At 39.1% G+C, this 19,122-nt stretch carries 19 protein-coding genes; 12 read left to right on the top strand and 7 right to left on the bottom strand.

The features are described 5' to 3' along the window. The first annotated feature begins 58 nt into the window (after positions 1-58). Entirely contained in the window at positions 59-721 is a 663-nt protein-coding gene (locus GLW08_RS13670; protein ID WP_160849201.1) for an amino acid ABC transporter permease, read from the top strand. Further along, complete coding sequence (locus GLW08_RS13665) at positions 722-1,444, top strand: amino acid ABC transporter ATP-binding protein (RefSeq protein ID WP_160849200.1); 723 nt, start codon at positions 722-724, stop codon at positions 1,442-1,444. A 343-nt stretch (positions 1,445-1,787) separates the two neighbouring features. Here the strand turns inward: GLW08_RS13665 and GLW08_RS13660 are convergent, their stop codons facing one another. After that, positions 1,788-1,985, bottom strand: coding sequence for a DUF2188 domain-containing protein (locus GLW08_RS13660; protein ID WP_160849199.1), 198 nt, complete (start codon positions 1,983-1,985; stop codon positions 1,788-1,790). A 304-nt stretch (positions 1,986-2,289) separates the two neighbouring features. Continuing rightward, the gene (gene asnB, locus GLW08_RS13655) at positions 2,290-3,795 is read right to left on the bottom strand and encodes an asparagine synthase B (RefSeq protein ID WP_160849198.1); all 1,506 of its coding nucleotides are present in this window, start codon (positions 3,793-3,795) and stop codon (positions 2,290-2,292) included. Between the two features lie 391 nt (positions 3,796-4,186). Here asnB and GLW08_RS13650 point away from each other — a divergent pair, with 391 nt between their 5' ends. Continuing rightward, positions 4,187-5,149 (top strand): SGNH/GDSL hydrolase family protein, encoded by a 963-nt coding sequence (locus GLW08_RS13650; RefSeq protein WP_423808695.1) that lies wholly within the window; start codon positions 4,187-4,189, stop codon positions 5,147-5,149. 21 nt (positions 5,150-5,170) lie between these two features. Then, entirely contained in the window at positions 5,171-5,836 is a 666-nt protein-coding gene (locus GLW08_RS13645) for a YpmS family protein (protein WP_160849196.1), read from the top strand. A 106-nt stretch (positions 5,837-5,942) separates the two neighbouring features. Here GLW08_RS13645 and GLW08_RS13640 read toward each other — a convergent pair whose 3' ends face one another. Further along, positions 5,943-6,332, bottom strand: a complete 390-nt coding sequence (locus GLW08_RS13640) for an ectoine synthase (RefSeq protein ID WP_160849195.1) — start codon at positions 6,330-6,332, stop codon at positions 5,943-5,945. A gap of 409 nt (positions 6,333-6,741) precedes the next feature. Here GLW08_RS13640 and GLW08_RS13635 point away from each other — a divergent pair, with 409 nt between their 5' ends. Next, positions 6,742-7,233 carry a DinB family protein gene (locus GLW08_RS13635; protein WP_160849194.1) on the top strand — a complete coding sequence of 164 codons (492 nt, stop codon included), beginning with the start codon at positions 6,742-6,744 and terminating at the stop codon, positions 7,231-7,233. A gap of 195 nt (positions 7,234-7,428) precedes the next feature. Here the strand turns inward: GLW08_RS13635 and GLW08_RS13630 are convergent, their stop codons facing one another. Continuing rightward, on the bottom strand, positions 7,429-8,991 hold the full coding sequence (locus GLW08_RS13630) for a glycine betaine uptake BCCT transporter (RefSeq protein ID WP_337193941.1): 1,563 nt from the start codon (positions 8,989-8,991) through the stop codon (positions 7,429-7,431). Positions 8,992-9,180: 189 nt separating this feature from the next. On the opposite strand from GLW08_RS13630, the gene GLW08_RS13625 reads away from it, so the two are divergent. Further along, entirely contained in the window at positions 9,181-9,624 is a 444-nt protein-coding gene (locus GLW08_RS13625; RefSeq protein WP_160849192.1) for an Hsp20/alpha crystallin family protein, read from the top strand. A gap of 93 nt (positions 9,625-9,717) precedes the next feature. Here GLW08_RS13625 and GLW08_RS13620 read toward each other — a convergent pair whose 3' ends face one another. Next, positions 9,718-10,179 carry an Hsp20/alpha crystallin family protein gene (locus GLW08_RS13620; protein ID WP_160849191.1) on the bottom strand — a complete coding sequence of 154 codons (462 nt, stop codon included), beginning with the start codon at positions 10,177-10,179 and terminating at the stop codon, positions 9,718-9,720. A 43-nt stretch (positions 10,180-10,222) separates the two neighbouring features. Here GLW08_RS13620 and GLW08_RS13615 point away from each other — a divergent pair, with 43 nt between their 5' ends. The 5 genes from GLW08_RS13615 to GLW08_RS13600 all read left to right on the top strand — a co-directional run bounded on the left by GLW08_RS13615 (position 10,223) and on the right by GLW08_RS13600 (position 13,310). Next, complete coding sequence (locus GLW08_RS13615; protein ID WP_160849190.1) at positions 10,223-10,444, top strand: hypothetical protein; 222 nt, start codon at positions 10,223-10,225, stop codon at positions 10,442-10,444. Positions 10,445-10,523: 79 nt separating this feature from the next. Then, a complete protein-coding gene (locus GLW08_RS21665; protein ID WP_202406433.1) occupies positions 10,524-10,670 on the top strand; it encodes a hypothetical protein in 147 nt (48 codons plus the stop codon). A 211-nt stretch (positions 10,671-10,881) separates the two neighbouring features. After that, complete coding sequence (locus GLW08_RS13610; RefSeq protein WP_160849189.1) at positions 10,882-11,496, top strand: NAD(P)H-binding protein; 615 nt, start codon at positions 10,882-10,884, stop codon at positions 11,494-11,496. Positions 11,497-11,640: 144 nt separating this feature from the next. Then, positions 11,641-12,861 carry an MFS transporter gene (locus tag GLW08_RS13605; RefSeq protein WP_202410174.1) on the top strand — a complete coding sequence of 407 codons (1,221 nt, stop codon included), beginning with the start codon at positions 11,641-11,643 and terminating at the stop codon, positions 12,859-12,861. Between the two features lie 98 nt (positions 12,862-12,959). Further along, complete coding sequence (locus GLW08_RS13600) at positions 12,960-13,310, top strand: hypothetical protein (RefSeq protein ID WP_160849188.1); 351 nt, start codon at positions 12,960-12,962, stop codon at positions 13,308-13,310. Positions 13,311-14,166: 856 nt separating this feature from the next. Here the strand turns inward: GLW08_RS13600 and GLW08_RS13595 are convergent. Further along, complete coding sequence (locus GLW08_RS13595) at positions 14,167-15,522, bottom strand: UDP-glucose dehydrogenase family protein (protein WP_160849416.1); 1,356 nt, start codon at positions 15,520-15,522, stop codon at positions 14,167-14,169. An 86-nt stretch (positions 15,523-15,608) separates the two neighbouring features. Beyond that, the gene (locus GLW08_RS13590; protein WP_160849187.1) at positions 15,609-16,751 is read right to left on the bottom strand and encodes a glycosyltransferase family 4 protein; all 1,143 of its coding nucleotides are present in this window, start codon (positions 16,749-16,751) and stop codon (positions 15,609-15,611) included. A 523-nt stretch (positions 16,752-17,274) separates the two neighbouring features. On the opposite strand from GLW08_RS13590, the gene ggt reads away from it, so the two are divergent. Continuing rightward, the gene (ggt, locus tag GLW08_RS13585) at positions 17,275-18,888 is read left to right on the top strand and encodes a gamma-glutamyltransferase (protein ID WP_160849186.1); all 1,614 of its coding nucleotides are present in this window, start codon (positions 17,275-17,277) and stop codon (positions 18,886-18,888) included. The last annotated feature ends 234 nt before the right edge of the window (positions 18,889-19,122 follow it).

Genomic DNA, 19,122 nt, shown 5'->3' with positions numbered 1-19,122 from the left:
GGTGCATGTGCTTGTTACGCTTTTTTGCCCGTAAATGAAGACAAGGAGCGATAATACAATGATTGAAGCCATACAAGAATCTCACTATTATAATAGCTTGCCATTTCTTCTAAAAGGTTTACGTTGGACAGCCTTCATCACCTTTGCTGGATTATTTATTGGCTTTATACTTGGTGCTATCTTCGGTTTAGGTAGACTATCAAAAAGTAAAATTATCAGTACCCTTTCTACAGTTTACGTAGAAGTTGTACGAGGCACACCAATGTTAGCTCAAATTCTATTTATTTATGCCGGCCTAACAAAGGGAGTCATAGGGTTTAACATAGATGCTGTGACGGCATCCATTACCGCAATTGCAATCAATGCAGGTGCGTACATAGCAGAAATCGTTCGTGGAGCTGTGTATTCTATTGAAAAAGGACAACATGAAGCTGGACGAGCAATGGGACTAACACAACGCCAAACGATGCGATATATCATTTGGCCACAAGCTTTCAAGCGAATGATCCCTCCATTAGGAAACCAATTTGTGATCAGTTTGAAAGACACCTCTTTACTATCTGTTATTGCGATACCAGAGATTGTTTACCAAGGTAAACAATACTATAATATTACCTATTCACCATTCCAAACGTTAGTGATGGTATGTTTATTATATCTAGTCATCACCATACCTACATCGCTTTATCTACGTCGATTAGAAAGGAAGCTGGATGTCTAAATGATTACAGTAAAAGAATTGCATAAATACTTTGGAAAAAATGAAGTCTTAAAGGGGATTAATGCCCATGTTAATGAGAGTGAAGTGGTATGTGTCATCGGCCCCTCCGGTTCAGGAAAAAGTACTTTTTTACGATGCTTAAATTTATTAGAAGAAGTTACTTCTGGAGAGATTGAAATCGATGGCGATGTACTAACAGACCCAAAGGTGGATATAAATGCTGTTCGCTCCCAAGTAGGGATGGTATTCCAACACTTTAACCTATTCCCTCACATGAGTGTATTAGATAACATCACCTTAGCCCCTATTAAAGTAAAGGGGCTTTCAAAAAAAGAGGCTGAAGAAGCTGCACGTCCTCTTTTAGATAAAGTTGGACTTTCTGATAAAGCAGATGCCTATCCTGAAAGCCTATCAGGAGGACAGAAACAGCGTGTGGCAATCGCAAGATCACTCGCCATGGATCCTAAAGTCATGTTGTTTGACGAACCAACTTCCGCTCTGGACCCTGAACTTGTCGGTGATGTACTTCAAGTAATGAAGGACCTAGCAAAAGAGGGTATGACAATGGTCGTTGTAACACACGAAATGGGCTTTGCTAAAGAAGTCGGAGATCGTGTTCTATTTATGGATGAAGGAATCATTATGGAAGAAGGTTCCCCTACCCAAATCTTCGACGACCCTCAAAATGAGAGAACGCAATCCTTCCTTAGTAAAATTTTATAATCAAGAACAAAAGCTCGGGGCGGCCGGATTAGTGACGTACAAACTTTCTAACAGTGATTTAGAGGAGGTTCGATTAAAAACGCTGCTTCACGCAGCAACATCGAACCAACCTACGTCGTGTAGGCCGAAAGGAAACACGAAGAGCGGTAGCAATTCGATGTTGACTTATCGTAAGGAGGTGCAGGAAGTTTGCTGGGCGCTGGAGCTGGCCTCTATAACTTATGAAGCAATGAACAAGCCAACACTTTATAAATTCCTATACAATTAGAAAAGCCTAGCATACAATATGCTAGGCTTTTCTTCTATCATGAATGACATCTAATAGATATCTCCATACAACTGTTTAGAATGAGCGTTCTTCTTCTACTTCATGATATTTATCAAGAATATAAATTTTACTTGGTGAATGCTCTTTCGCAATCTCCTCAGCCTTTTCTACTGCTGAGTCACGGTCAATGTAATGTTCAGTAGGTGCTACATCTTCTACTTTTACTAACCAACCCGTAGCATCTTTGTTTGGTGCAACTGTGTATTCGTTCATGATTTATCGCTCCTTTTTTATTGGGTTTGGTAGAAATGTTCCCATTCTTTTACCAGCGCAAACATTATATTTTAATATTATATGCGTAAGGAGTGGGATGCTTATCTAATGGAACACATCTTCATTGCACTGATGAAACGACAGCCTTGCCACGAGGTAGATTTCGAAAGATATGAGTGACTTTCAAGCTTTATGACCGAGATTTGAAAAAGATTTATGAGTGACCTATGAAAAAGTCCCATGAGAACTCAACCATAAATTCTTATGTGACTTTGTATTTGACCCCTCAATATCTAACTCAACCCTATGCTGTTGCCCATTTCCCAATTGTCTCTAGTGCAGAAGACTGTGGGAAGCTTTCTTTAAAGTACTTGTAGTATAAACATTCCTGCTTGCTACGAATAGGGATGGTTGCTTCTTGATTTAGCTGTTCAAATTCTTCATCTGAAATATGTTCATTTGAATAGCTTTCCAATATATCTAACGCTCCGCTCCCCGCTGAGAACTCCTCTTTCTTCCTCCATAGTACATGCTCAGGAAGCATACCGTTGAAAGATTTACGTAGAATCGTCTTCTCCATTTGTTCTACCGTGTGAAGCTTCAAGTGTGCAGGGACTTGTAATGCCTCGTCAATTAATTCCAAATCCAAGAAAGGAACCCGAAGTTCAAGGGAATGAGCCATACTCATTCTGTCGGCACGTTGAAGATTAATATTATGAAGGGTATTAATAATACGAATAATTTCTTCATTCAAGGATTCTGTTGTTTCAAATTTGCTAAGATAATCATACCCTGCAAACAACTCATCTGCCCCTTCACCTGAAAGGATTACCTTTACATGTTGAGAAGCTAACTTGGACACAAAGTAGTTCGGAAGTGCACTTCGAACTAGAGAAGGTTCATATGATTCCAAGGAATAGATAACATGAGGTATGGCTTCAATCAGCTCTTGTTGTGTGTAGATATACTCATAGTGTTCTGTACCAATCGCCTCTGCTACTTCACGGGCACGTAGAAGATCTTCACTTCCTTCTGATCCTACACAAAATGATTTGATTGGTTTCTCGGATTTATTTAACTTAGCTGCAATAGCCGCAATCAAACTACTGTCGAGTCCTCCACTTAATAGTACTCCTACTTCTACGTCAGCTAACATTCGTTTCTCAACAGCCTTTGTTAAGGCATCATGAATAGCTGATGTGTATGCTTCTTCGGGTTCTTCTTTTGTTGTCGTGGTGGGATTCTTAATTCTTCTAAAACATACAAAGCCTTGTTCCGGAGTAAAGTAATGGCCTGCTGGAAACTCTTTAACGTCATCCGTCACCTGATATAATGTCTTAAGCTCTGAAGTGAACACATATTCATCATTCTCATCTTTACCATAATAGAGCGGCTTAATTCCTAACGTATCACGGGCTGCGATAAAGCTGTTTGTCTCTTCATTTGCAATAAAGAAAGCAAACATCCCATCTAGCTTTTTAATACCTTCTACTCCTTCCTTCTCAACTATTTTTAGTGCTACTTCACTATCTGATTCCGTTAAAAACGTTTCTGATTTTTGTAATTCTTGTTTTAATTCAGGGTAGTTATAAATTTCTCCGTTACATACAATCCATTTAGATTCATCTTCATTATGAATGGGCTGAATCCCATCATGTAAACCGATAATAGATAACCGTTGATGCCCGAGGTGAAAATGCGTTAGTGGTACCTCTTTTCCTTCGTCTGGACCTCGATGTTTCATGCTTTCTAATACGCTGTTCATTTGTTGTTTATTGATATGGCCTGTCATTGCAAATATGCCACACATGCTGATATAGTCACCTCAGTGTATTTTATTTAAACCGTCCTATATTATATACTTCCCTATAAAAATAACCAAATCAAGGAAGATACAATATTTTGAATTCCTCTTTATTATTTGTTAGCATAAGCTTCTTATATTATTAAGAATAGATAAAATAGAGGTTTATTACACGAGATGGGCATTTATTATAATTTTAAAAATAAATGTGTAGTAATAAGCTTGTTTTGGTTATTTTTCATTCCCTGTATTACAGTCAGCTTTTATAATATAGATACGAACCAATATATCACATTTTCCATAAAGGATAGCAAACCTATTCGTCCACCCCCAGCTATGAAATCATTTTGGACAAGTGTAAATGTGTTATTCTAAATGTTAGACAGGTGTGATGAAGTTGAAGCATAAGCTCATAAAAAGCATTACTCTATTAATCTCTTTATTTGTGGTGTTCACAGGTGCTCTTTATCTCTACGGTAAAGAAAACGCTACTTCAACAGCAAATAAAGAAGTCGAAAAAACCCAAACAAAACAGATAACAAATTCAACCAATGATACAGTAGAGGAAGAATCAAATTCCGAAGATAATATATCTGAAGGTATAAAAGATGCCTTCTCTCATGTAATAGAAGGAGCTAAAGGAATTTTCATTAGAGAAAACTTAGATATTGTGGCGCTTGGAGATTCATTAACCGAAGGTGTTGGTGATAGTACGAATAACGGAGGATATGTAGGTATTGTCGAAAGCACTTTACAAGAAAACAAGAATAACGTAGAGATTAATATCAAGAACTTCGGTAAACGAGGGAATCGCACTGATCAATTGCTTAAGCGATTAGAAGAAGAAAAGATTTCTTCTTCTATAGAAGAGTCCGACCTTATCCTTATTACAATCGGAGCCAATGATATCATGAAAGTTGTAAAGAAGAATGCTACCAATTTAAACTACCAAGCTTTCGTTCAAGAGCAAAACAATTATCGAAATCACCTTCAAGATATTTTTACAACGATACGAAATAAGAATGAAGATGCATCAATCTACCTTATTGGATTATATAACCCCTTCAATCAATATTTCAGTAATATTCCAGAACTTGAACAAATCATTTATGATTGGAATCGCATCAGTAAAGAGGTCGTAAGTGAAAATGAAGGGGTTCAATTCATACCTATAAAAGATTTGTTTGAAAACCCTACTCAACCTCTTTACTCGGAGGACAATTTCCATCCAAATGAAAATGGGTATAAACTAATGGCAAAGCGTGTACTTGAATCTATTAAAGACGATATTGAAAAGATAGAAAACGAGGATAGCGAGAATACCATGGAAGATGAGAACAATCAAGAGGATCCAGAATAATGGATAGAGTGGAGTTTTGGTATGTTCAATGCAATTAAAGTAAACAAGTGGAAATGGTTGTTTTGGTTGTTGGCCATCATTAATGTGGGGGTCATCATATGGTTAGTGTTTCTCGTGTATGTCCCTTCCAATACAACAACCATACCTGAGGATGATCCTGTACAAGGGAAACAAGCTGAGTTCACCCTTCAATCGACTACCGACAACATTAATGAAATTATTAATAGTTATTTAGTTGAATTATCCAAAGGAGAACCTCTGAAGTACTCTGTCTCCCTAGAAGACAGCGTAGAATTAAAGGGTACCATTGTCGCGTTTGAGAAAGAAATTCCGTTAACAATGAAATTTGAACCCCGTGTTCAAAAAAATGGTGACCTTGTTTTAGAACAAACCTCCATTACGCTAGGACGATTACAATTACCAAATAAAAAGGTATTAGATTATATTCGTGACAATTACCCAATGCCTGATTGGGTCATCGTAAACCCAGATAAGGAAAATATTTATGTCGCTTTCACTAATATAAAAGCGAAATATGGCTTACAAGTAAAAGCCAAAGCCTTTGACTTAGAGAAAAATCAGATCGCCTTTAACGTAACCGTTCCACATGAAACTTTAGGAGTAGGGAAAACCACTTGGCTCAAAAATTTCATGCAAAAGAAAACAAAACTGCCTGAGACCAATTAACGGTACCAGGCAGTTTTTAGTTTATTAGCTATTGAGATTTTCCTACGCATAAAGGAATAGCCTTTGGGTCTGGAAATAGCATTATGATCGACATTCAATCTACTTATTATTCATCTTCAACAAGTGGATAAACACCATTTTCATCATGTATCTCCTTCCCTGTAATAGGAGGATTGAAGACGCATACCATTCTCATATCCGTTTTCCCTCTTAAATAGTGTTCATCATGTTGGTCAAGTGCATACACGGTTCCAGCCTGAATAGGGTGAACCTTCCCATCAGACACCGTTTCGACCTCTCCCTCACCTTCAATACAATAGACTGCTTCAAGATGATTCTGGTACCAAATATGTGTTTCAGTTCCAGCTTTAATAATGGTATCATGCATAGAAAAGCCCATCTGATCTTTTTTTAGTAAGAGACGACGGCTTTCCCATGTCTCTCCTTTAACCTCTTGCTCTGTACCGATGATGTCTTCCAACTTAACAATTTTCATAAAATGACCTCCTAATTTTTCAAATAGTTCAGACATTATATCTACTACTCTATCGATATCCCTTAGCTTAATCAAGTTAGACCTATTTTAAAGAAAATCGCAAGCGTCAGATTAGCGACGTATGGACCGCGTTCTACACGACATGGTTTAGATCGATGTTGCCACATGATGTAGTGATTTTAATCGAAATTCCACTGAAACCGTAAGGAGATAAAGGGTACACGGAAATCCGTAGCGATCCGATGTTGACCCTCCACCTCTAGTGTTAGCGCTAGAGATAGACATGTAAGCTCCAGAACATATATTTTCTTTATTCTCGTACAAACAGAGGGAAACTTCCGAGTCTTATAGAAGAATATACAAGTACAAGAGCAAATCATTAAAGGAGTGACTAACTATTTTAAATGAAATGATGTTATTTCAACAATTATCATTTGTACGTATGAGAACACTTTCTGCTCTTGATGCTACTAGTGAGGAGATAGCAGATGTTCAACCTGAAGGATTTCCAAACACCATTCGATGGAACCTAGGTCATATCTACACCGCCCAAGAAAACTTGTTACATCGTTTTATTGGAGAAGCCCCCTCTCTACCTGCACACTATTTAGAGATGTTTAATGCTAATACAAACCCAAACATGTGGGAAGCAACGCCTCCATCGCTCCAAGAGCTTCGCGAACATTTAGCTGAGCAAACAGAAAGAATTAAGCAAACATTCCAAGGGCGCTTGCACGAAAAAGGAGAAAAACCTTTCCAATTGGGAGGAGACATTACGTTTACTACTCTAGCTGAGATTATGAACTTCTCTATCTGGCATGAAGGATTACACCAAGGAGCAATCACCTCATTAAAACGCGTCCAAGGCCAAGAACAGCTCTTCGCAACTACAAATAAATAAGTAATGAAAAAATCAGGGCGCCCGGCTAGCGACATATGGCTGCGGCCCACACAATGTGGATGGGTTCGATGTTGCTGTATGATGCAGTGATTGTAATCGAACCTTCATCAATCCAGAACTTCATCTAACTAATCGTTTCCTAGACAACAAAGCAAATCCCCTTGGTTCTTTTACAACCAAGGGGGATTTTTCTTCTTATGAAGACATTGATTGATTAGATTTCTGCTCATCTGTGGTACTAGAAGGGCTTTTCGATGATTTATCGATTAGTATAGCCTTGTCCTCTGCTAGTGCTTTATAGAGCGAATACATCATCATCAGCATAATGACGGAGAATGGTAAGGCCGCTGTAATTAAAGCATTCTGTAATCCTTGTAGTCCACCAGTGTAAAGAAGGATTGCTGCCATAGAGGATTGAACAACTCCCCATGCAAATTTCACTGTCTTTGGTGGGTTTAAGGAACCATTCGTACTCTGCATACCAAGGACAAATGTCGCAGAGTCTGCAGATGTAACAAAGAATGTACCGATTAAACATAAAGCAATGATGGACGTTACAATGCCTAGTGGATACTCCGTAAGTGTACCAAATAAAGCTTGTTCTGTAGCTAACCCTGCAATGTCCGATCCACCTTGCTCCAAATTAATCGCAGACATCCCAAAGGTTGCAAACCATAAAAAGCTTACTAGTGGTGGTACAATAAGCACTCCCATTAAAAATTCTCGAATCGTCCGCCCTCTTGATACTCGAGCGATAAAGATTCCTACAAATGGAGACCACGCTATCCACCACGCCCAATAAAATACGGTCCAGTCTTGAATCCACGTTTGATTTTCTTCATTTGTTGGCGCTAGTCTAAAGCTCATTTGCGCAAGATCATTGAAATATGATCCAATTGTATCTGTGAAGACGTTCATTATTTTTAATGAAGGTCCTACAACTAACATAAATGCGAATAGTAAAAGTGCAAGAAACATATTCGCATTACTTAAGTACTTAATTCCTTTGCTTAAACCGGTATAGGCAGAAAACATAAACAATACGGTTACAATACCGATAATCACAAGTTGTACCCAAAACTCATTCGGTAAATCAGTTAAAAACGTTAAGCCTCCATTAATTTGAGCAGCTCCAAAACCTAATGTAGTGGCTACCCCTACAACAGTTGCAAAAACAGCAATAACATCAATCGTCTTTCCAATTGGCCCTTTCACCTTGTCCCCTAATATTGGATACAGCGTAGCACTAATTAGACCAGGTGCGCCTCTTTTGAACTTAAAATATGCCAGCGTTAAGGCTACCAATGCATAAATAGCCCATGCATGTAATCCCCAATGGAAATACACAAATTGCAACGATTCTTGTAAAGCTGCAGGCGTTCCCGCTTCTGCTGTTGGGGCATTTTTGGCATAGTGAGAAACAGGTTCAGCTACCCCCCAGAAAACTAGTCCAATTCCCATACCTGCACTAAATAACATAGCGAACCACGTCGGCATGCTATATTCAGGTTTTTCATCCGCCTTTCCTAACTTCAAGGTCCCGTATGGACTTACGATAATAAACAGACAAAATAACACGAATAACGTAACGATTAATAAGTAATACCACCCAAAATGAACACTTATGAAATTACGAATGGTTGATGTAACACCTTTTAAATTTTCAGGGGATAACACACCCCAAATAACCGATAATGTAGATATAACAATAGCTATCCAAAATACTAAGCTGACTTTCTTCGATAATGGATTTGTCACAATCATACTCCTTTCAGAAAATAATGCCTTCAAAGTTGTTTTGAGTAAACTCAAAGGTTCTTGGCTTATTCGAATGGATTATTCTGGAGTAACATAATATACCTATACCCAATAAGGGGGAATATAAACAATAGAATCATTTCATGATATAGCTACTTCTTCATATAAATGAGTAGGAGAGGTGGTTATATGAAAAAGGATAAAAGCAAGGTTAACTGGGATCAGTTCTCTAAAAGCGTAGAACAAGTTCTAGGGGAGGATTTCTGGGATGAGATGAATCACATGATTCCAAAACGCGGTCCTGCATATGATATGTATGAAACGGACACTACAGTTGTCATCATAGTCGAATTACCTGACCTTAGATCATCTGAAGAAATTACGTTAAAACAACACGGAACAGACTTATTGTTACAAGGTAGTTTGGCATATCGATATCCTGTTCCGAAAGAGGAATTGCTTCACGAAGAACGCTTAAATGGTAAATTTAAGCGTAAGATTCGCATCCCATTCCACTTCACATCAGATGACATCCATACATCATATAAAAACGGATTATTAATCATATATGTAAACAAACCATCCACACCTGAGGGGATTCCTATAACATTCCATGAGGATGAATCGTCCTAACTTAAAATTTTGCCACCTGGCAGTAACTTTATCCTTCATTATGATGTACTTTTATTAACAGCAAAAACAACAATACCTCAAGAGATACTGTTGTTACGAATGAATATAGATGTCCTTGGAAGAATCATCGCCTTTTTTCAGAAGTCTTACTTCAATTATGCCATCTTTATACTGAGCGCTATACTGCTTCCCATATGGTTGCTCTGGAAGTTGGATGGCCTGTGCCTCCCCTCCTAGAAGCCCAGTTACAATCAGCTTGCAGTTTCCAAGTGAAATCGATAGGTCGTGAACAGAAACAGTATCAGGAATATCTATTTTCACAATATAATATTGATGAAGCTCTACTAGTTCATAGTTCAACTTATTGGACTTTGAATCAATGACATCGACATTGTTCTTCTGCGGGATATTACTCCCATTTAGTGCTTGTTGAATTGTACGCTGAATATAGGAATCAATTGTTTTCATATCCATCATATCTGGTAATTGACCATTCCATTGCTGGGTATTCCCCATTTTGTTTAACTGCGACAACATATCAAATAACTGTTTCAACCATCTTCAATCCTTTCAATTTAATATAAAGGAGGTGTAGATAATGAAACTCCAATTCCACAATTTTTCCATCGACCAATTAAGTGAATCTTCAGCCGTTTTCTCTGCTGATAATTTTCAAGCAAATTTCTCCGCCTCCTCAAACTTGGCGTATCGGTTGAAGATTCCAAAAAAAAAGAAATCAAAAAAAAGGCAAAATTTCACTCCTCATAATCAGTCTTGTAGTATCGTATTCAGTTATGCCTTGATTGTGCTGTTTGCCTAGAAAGATAGAATAAAAATTTCCACTCTTGCATATCTGTGTGTGAAGAGTAAGATAAGGGATGAGATGAGGAGGGATTACTATGGCATGGCTTCATATAGCACATTCCATGCGTTTTGTCATAATAGGGTTATTTTCCCTAACGGCTGCGAGTCTATTTACTTTTCAATCTATTGAAATCATTCAAGCATTCACAGAATTATTCGCTGATTTATTTAAACGCAAATAAAAAGGAAGTAATACACAAATGCGATTCGATATTGATTTTGGACGGGAAGCGTACTCAATGCTAACTGTTAGAGTTAGACACCTACCCTAACGACATTTTCTATTTTTTTACTTTAAACAAGAGTCTATTCACATTGAATAGACTCTTTTTGTTACACAATCCCATTAGGTTGGTATAATGGAAATACAAGTAATCATCAGGAGGGCTTTATGTGAATATTATTGTATTTGGTGCAGGGGGACGTACGGGACAAGAGGTTGTCAAGCAAGCCTTAGGAGAAGGCCATCATGTAACAGCATTCGTGAGAACACCATCAAAATTAACCATCAAACATCCTAACTTAGCTAGTTTAAAAGGGAACACTCTTGATGAACAAGCTGTATGGAAAGGTGTTGAGGGCCATGATGCCGTAATATCTTGCCTTGGTACGGATGGTCTAAAGAAATCAACTGCCCTAGCGAAAAGTACAGAAAATATTGTAAAGGCAATGAAGGATCATGAAATAAAAAGAATTGCTTATACAGCATCTGCAGGCATTCACAATGAAATTCCTGGTGTAACAGGTGTTATGGCTGGAGTCATTTTACGAAACGTATTAGCAGATCATAAACGTGCATATGAACTTCTGAAAGAGAGCAACCTTAAATGGACAGTAGCTAGACCTTTACGTTTAGATAGTGATCCTGTAACTCGCAAATACCGAACAACTGATGAAGGTGTTCCTTCAAAAGGAAAAAGAATTGCTCGTGCCGATGTAGCTCACTTTTTACTCAAAGCTGTTACAGAAGATACATTTGTCTCTAAGTCTGTTGGACTAGCATATTAGCAAGCAGATGATAAATACAACATTTTGGAAGGATAGCCTAATAAGGGCTATTCTTTTTTGTGCAAGAAGGTTGTATTTGTTATAGTAAATGTTATATTTAGATACTCGAAATAGTTTCCTTGAATGAAAGAAGGGTTCTTACAAATGAATACAGAACAACTTGCAAACCGAAATTTGCTTATCATGTGGTTTGCGAATTTTTTCATTGCGGGAAGTATGACGATGGTTATGCCATTTTTGTCTTTATACATTGAGACGTTTGGTCAGTTTTCTGATCAGTACGTGCAACGTTGGTCAGGATTAACATTTGGAGTAACCTTTTTTACAGCATTTATTTTTTCCCCTATATGGGGACGTATTGGAGATCATTATGGACGAAAAATGATTCTTGTGATATCAGGTATAGGTTTAGCGTTTTGTGTATTCCTCATGGGGTTTGTCACTTCTGTCCTACAATTATTTGTTTTACGTCTTTTCATGGGTGTATTTACCGGATTTATTTCCATGTCCCAGGCTTTAATTTCTACGCAAACACCAAAAGAAGTATCTGGAAGAGCACTAGGGACACTTCAGACAGGAAATGTTTCTGGGAGTTTGATGGGGCCGTTGTTCGGAGGAATACTAGCTGACACGGTAGGTTTTTCTAGTACATTTCAACTAACCTCCATCACCTTGTTTATCGCAGCAATGTTCGTCCTTTTAGGGGTACAAGAATATAGAATCAAGACCGAAGATGAGTCCGCTCAGCCTTATTCACGTAAAGAAGTGCTCAGCTATGTTTTGGCCCATCCTATATTGATTACGGTTATGATAGTCTCCATGTTCGTACAAATTGCTCACTTCAGTATTCAGCCTATTTTAGCCCTTTATGTAAGTGAATTGCATGGACCTATTAATCTGGCATTCTACTCTGGTATCGCCTTTTCTATTGCTGGTTTAGGTAATCTCCTCATGGCGCGAAAATGGGGAAAGATTGCTGATTCCATAGGCTATGAAAAAGTACTCGTGTTCTTGCTTGTAGCCTCAGGCATTATTTATTTACCAGGAGCTTTTGTAGACAACATCTGGCAGCTCGTTGCCTTACGTTTCTTATTAGGTATTACGATTGGTGGAATTATCCCTGTTAGAACCGCTTATATTCGCCAAGTGGCCCCCGTGTCCATTCAAGGTGAGGTACTTGGTTATAGCACAAGTTTACGTTTCCTAGGAAATATTATGGGACCTGCTTTAGGTGGATTGCTTGCTAGTGCGTATGGCTTTACGTCCGTTTTCTTTACCACTACCGCGTTATTGCTTATCAGTGGTTTGAGTTTTGGTTTGGTACTTCAAAAACAACCAAAAGCTATTGGTAGGTACAGCTCTTGAAAATGGAGCAACTTTCCAAGCACAGCGACACCCAAACCCACATAATTTTCACGAATACTTTAGTGTAAGAACATGCAACTATTCAAAGGAGGAATTTCATGTCTTCTTACACAAACGAGACAGAGCAACAACAAACGACAACTATAGATGAGCATAATCGTGCTGCCACACGAACAAAAAAAGAAAAAACCCCTAAGAAGCCATGGTATAACCAGGGGTGGGTATGGTTAATAGTTACGGCTATTGGACTAAGCGTTTTGTTCTTTCTACTTCGTGGTGTAATCGATCAATTAAGTCAATTAACTCAACAAACGAGTGAACAAACCAAAGCTCTACAAGAACAAACACAAGTGTTACAAAATGTGAAAGATGCTTTGAATCAACTCGCTATGAAAGTACAAGCATCAGCAACAAAAATCGCTGATGCCATTAAAGACACAACTGCATAATACCGCAATTGCTTTCCAAAAAAGGGTTTGGTACTTGATGTTCCAAGCCCTTTTACTATTTCATTAAAGCCCCATCATCTTGAAGACTTGAGTTCTAGATAAATACCTTTATTAAGCGGGATGTTCCCGATACGTTAGTATGGAATAAAGGTGGCTGTGGAATAACTCGCGTCCTGCCACCTAGGTGGCAAGCTACCTTCGGGGAAAGCACCCTCAGGGGATCTTGGCTACCTCTTTCTCCGGCGTGAGCATCCTTGTTCCCAGGCCACCTTTGCTTTTGTTGAGATGAACGGAAACATGGGCCGGGAAATTGGGGCGGTCTCTCCTATATTCAGAAATCGCTCCAATTTCCGAAAACTTGCTCGCAACCTCCCACTAGTGTCCGCTCCAGCCCGGCTGAAGCACAGCACCACACCACCAAAACAGCGGTGCTCCTATTTTGTAAAAGTCGCTCTAAAATGGGCAAGAGTCGCTCCAAAAATCCAATTCTTACCCCTATATCGATTCTTACTCCGAAAGCAGGAAGAGTCGCTCCAGAGCCCATGTTTTTGCCCGAGGAGACGAAGGGTTTCAGAGGAAGTTCGACTAAGATCGTCACATCGTGTTACAACGTCCAACGACCCTAGCCACTGGAAAGCGAGCTATTTCTCGGCCAATCTTTTCTCTGATACACACAACGAAAACATCCCTCTCACCTAAATTTATCTCGACTTCAAGTCTCTAATATTATGCCTCTTAATTGAAACAAGAGAGTGAAAAAGAAAAACGCAAAAGGAATTTATAGTAAAATTCTTTTTGCGTTACTTATGAATATTATTGTATACATTCGCTTAGACAATTTCCTCATAATTAAAATTTATCCATGTTCACTCAAATAATTTTGAGTGTATTCAAACTTGTGTAAATCTACTTCCCCTATTACTGGGCGTCCTATAGAATGGTACTCTAAATAGGATTCTTGAATCGCTTCTAGTGTATAGCAGTTTCGTCCATCGAAAACCATTGGCACTCTCATTTGTTCTGAAAAAGTGCTCAATGGAAGCTGTTTGAATTCATCCCACTCAGTAATAATTAATGCCGCATCAGCATCTTGTAGGGCTTCTGCTGTAGAATTTGCAAACTCAACATTTAGAACCTTAGATGCGTTCGGCATGGCAATTGGGTCATAAGCAGTTACATAGGCACCTTCTTGAATAAGCTCATTTGCAACCACTACAGAAGCAGATTCCCGTATGTCATCTGTTTTGGGTTTAAAAGCCAAACCAAGCATTGCCACTCTTTTACCGTGCAATGAACCGAATCGTTCTTTTGCTTTTTTTACAAGTAAAACTTGTTGGCGATTATTTACATGAATGACCGACTCAAGTAAATCGAATTTATGCTCTACATTCCCTGCAATTTGGACAAGAGCATTTGTGTCTTTAGGGAAACAAGAACCTCCGTATCCAATGCCGGCCTGTAAAAATTGAGTTCCTATTCTGCGATCTTTCCCCATCCCATAGGCCACATCTTCTATATTTGCCCCGACTTTCTCACAAATGGAGGAGATTTCATTGATAAAGCTTATTTTTGTAGCCAAAAATGCATTCGACGCATACTTAATCATCTCAGCACTACGAATGTCCGTTTTGACTACTGGTAATTTCAATCGACGATATAATTCTTCCACTAGTAAAGCTGCACCCTCATTCTCTGCACCAATGATAATTCGATCTCCATGAAACATATCATACACAGCTGAACCTTCCCGGAGAAATTCCGGATTCGATACAACATCCACACGCCCTAGCTCTCCCACGTGTTGATTAAAATACTGCTGTATGCTTTCATTTGTCCCCACTGGTACCGTACTCTTATTAACAACAATGACATCTCGATTAATATGCTGGGCAATATCATTCACGGCTCGTTGCACATACGTTAAATCGGCAGATCCATCTTGCTGCTGAGGTGTACCAACTGCAAGAAAAATAACATCCATATTTGGTATGCCCCATGCATGATTAGTGGTGAATGTTAGTCGTCCCTCCTCTATGTTCTTTTTCATTAGACCTTCTAATTGTGGCTCATATATTGGGGAATATCCTTTGCGCATGTGACTTACTTTTTCTTCGTCTACGTCTATGCAAATGACATGATGGCCAAGATCCGCTAGACAAACGCCGGTCACTAAGCCAACATATCCCGTCCCTACAACAGCAATGTTTTTCATAAGACTCACCAGTTCCTTTCCTATCTGTAGTAAATAACACTACTCGTATGGACCTGTATAATATGGTACGTTAAATCATAATGACCCTATAAAGCAACAGAGCGTTCTTCAACTTGAATAGCTTTTTCATATTGAGCTAATAGATCCTCGAAAATAGAGGACCATGAACGCTTCAGTGCATATTCTCTAGCTTCATAGCTCATCTTTTTTAATTTACTTTCATTTTCGACTGCATTGGATATGGACGCAATAAAATCATCCACTTCTCCTGGGTTGCATAAAAATCCGGTTTGATTATGAGAAATAATTTCCTGAACTCCTCCTGCCCTTGCACCTATCGCAGGGGTTCCACAAGCTAACGCCTCCAAAACGACATTTCCGAATGTTTCAGTAGTGGAAGGGAAAACAAATAAACTGGAAGCACCGTACACTTCTGCAAGGTCTTCTCCATTCAAATACCCGGTAAAACTCATATTGTCTGGTGCTTGCTTCTTCATTTCATCAGCCGTAGGTCCATCTCCTACAATCAACCAATGTACTTGATCTTTTATGTGGTCAGGGAGTTGTTCAGCCGCTTCCATCAGGGTATGCAAATCTTTTTCAGGAGCAAGACGGCCAACATAGGATAAAATATGTGAAGCCTTTATATTGTATCTAGAACGTAAAGGTTCATCATCTTGAAGTGGTTTGAATTTTTTACAATCCACTCCACGACTCCAAATCCCAACGTCGTGAAAACCGTGTTTTAGAAGCTCTTGTTTTGTTTCTACAGATGGTACAAACGTGGCTCGGAACGATTGATGAAACCAGCGCATATATTCCCATATCCATTTCGATAGAAAATGTAGGTCGTAGTACCTTAAGTAACGGTCAAAGTGAGTGTGATAGGAGCCTACAATTGGAATGTTCAATTTTTTACCATAATACAAGCCGCTTAAACCAATAGTGAACGGTGTAGCGATATGGATTAAATCGGGCTGAAATTCCTCTAACTGCCTGCGGATATGACTCATCTTCGGAAATGAGAAACGACACTCTGGGTACAAGTAAAAAGGTACACTTGTAAAACGGTGGATTTGATTGGAGAACAGATTTTCTTCCTTCGTCTCGGGAACAAATAAACGATACTCCATACCTTGTTCATCTAGATAATCTACAAACAATTGAAATGTCTGCGTAACTCCGTTTACCTGAGGTGTAAACGTATCGGTAAAAATAGCGATCTTCATCAGGATTCCCCCTTTTCCTGAGTCCATATTCGTATTTTCTTTCACCTAGACCTAACGAGAATTTATGCTTTTAGTATATAAATTCAATGTGTTGCTAATATCAATTAATTGTAAATTTTCAAACAAAAAATATAAATAATACTCTACATATATGAAGTTCAATTTCAAAAGAACAAAAGCGCAAGTGCCCAGTTAGCGACGTATAAACCGCTATTCACAGGAAGTGGGTTGTTTCGATGTTGCTACGTGATGTAGCGGTCTTAATCGAACCTCCTCTAAATACTTTTGAGATAAAGGAAACACGAAGAGCGCAAGCGATTCGATGTTGACTATCGTAAGGAGGTGCAGGAAGTTTGCTAGTCGCTGAGCGCTAGAGCTGGACGTGGCTTCTATAGAGCTTTTTAAATTATACACAACCAAATATTTTATAGTAGAACAAATTCTAAAAGAACAAGGGCTTTTGTCATTCATTATCGAATAATAATTGGAGCATATGTTTACATAACGAGAGGAGTTTTTTTCCATGCTTCAATTTGATTCATTGTATTCCCCGTATCATTCAAAGCGTACAACAACCGTTGCTAACCAAGGCATGGTGGCCACTTCCCAACCACTAGCCGCTCAGGTTGGTCTAGACATGATGAAAAAAGGAGGCAACGCAATTGATGCTGCAATTGCTGCAGCAGCTACATTAACAGTCGTTGAACCTACTTCAAATGGAATCGGTGGGGATGCCTTCGCCTTGGTTTGGACGAAAGGAAAACTACATGGTTTAAACGGAAGCGGGCCTGCTCCACAGTCTATTTCTATTGATAAAGTAAAAGCTCAAGGGTATGATGAAATGCCCACACATGGATGGGTGCCTGTCACTGTTCCGGGAGTTCCTTCAGCTTGGGCAGAGCTATCTGATCGCTTTGGTAATTTATCGTTTAAAGACCTATTAGAACCTGCCATACACTACGCTGAAAAAGGCTTCCCAATTTCCCCAACATTAGGAAAGTTTTGGAGAGCGACTTACGAAGCTTTCCGTCAAAAGCTTACTAACGAAGCCTTTACATCATGGTTCGAAACATTTGCTCCGAATGGCAGGGCACCATACGTAGGAGAAGTATGGGGTTCTGCTGATATGGCTCAAACATTGCAGTCCATCGCAAATACAAAGGGGGTAGCTTTTTATAAAGGCGATATAGCAGATCAAATTGCCTCTTTTTCCGAGCAATATGGTGGTTATTTACTGAAAGAAGACCTAGCAAACTACTCTCCTGAGTGGGTAGATCCGATATCCATACAATATAAAGGTTATGATGTTTGGGAGATTCCACCAAACGGACAAGGACTAATTGCGTTACAAGCCTTAAATATCTTAAAAGGATATGAGATTACCGAAAAAGAGTCAGTTGATACGTATCATAAACAAATGGAAGCAATGAAACTCGCCTTTACGGATGGAAAATCATATATTACCGAGGAAATGAACATGTCTGTATCCGTTAAGAGATTACTGTCTGAAGAATATGCAGAGGAAAGAAGGAAACTTATAGGGCATAACGCCATTACACCTGAAGCTGGTACTCCACCAAAAGGCGGAACCGTTTATCTAGCAACAGCAGACAACGAAGGAAATATGGTCTCTTTTATTCAGAGCAATTACATGGGATTTGGCTCTGGATTGGTCGTGCCAGGAACAGGTATCGCTCTTCAAAACAGAGGTCATAGTTTCTCTTTAAATCCCCACCATGACAATGCATTAGCTGGCGGGAAACGCACCTACCATACGATAATACCAGGGTTCCTAACCAAAGGAAATGAGGCTGTTGGACCTTTTGGTGTGATGGGTGGATTTATGCAACCGCAGGGACACCTTCAAGTCATGATGAATACGATCGATTTCAATATGAATCCACAATCAGCTCTAGATGCACCACGCTGGCAATGGCTAGAGAAGAAAAAAATCATTGTCGAACCAACATTTCCATCTCATATTGCAGAAGCCCTTACTCGAAAAGGGCATCACATTCAAGTTGAGCTTGAAACAGGATCATTCGGAAGGGGACAAATCATTTGGCGTGATCCTAATACTGGCACCTTATATGGTGGTACAGAATCACGAACAGACGGCACGATTGCTGCTTATTAAAGAAAGGCGCAAGCGCCCTGCTAGCGACGTATAAACTGTTGCACACAGGACGTGGGTTGGTTCAATAATGCTACGTGATGCAGCGATTTTAATCGAGCTTCTTTCCGGAGGAGATAAAGGATACACGGAGAGCGGTAGCGATCCGATGTTGACTTATCGTAAGGAGGGCTAGTCGCTGGGCACTGGAGCTGGACATGTAAGAGCCAGAACTTTCTTTACTTTAAAATAAAGTCA

This window comes from Pontibacillus yanchengensis (assembly GCF_009856295.1).
In the GTDB taxonomy this organism is placed as follows: domain Bacteria; phylum Bacillota; class Bacilli; order Bacillales; family BH030062; genus Pontibacillus; species Pontibacillus yanchengensis_A.
The sequence above is the reverse complement of the archived record's forward strand: the minus strand, read 5'-3'. Positions and strand labels throughout refer to the sequence as shown.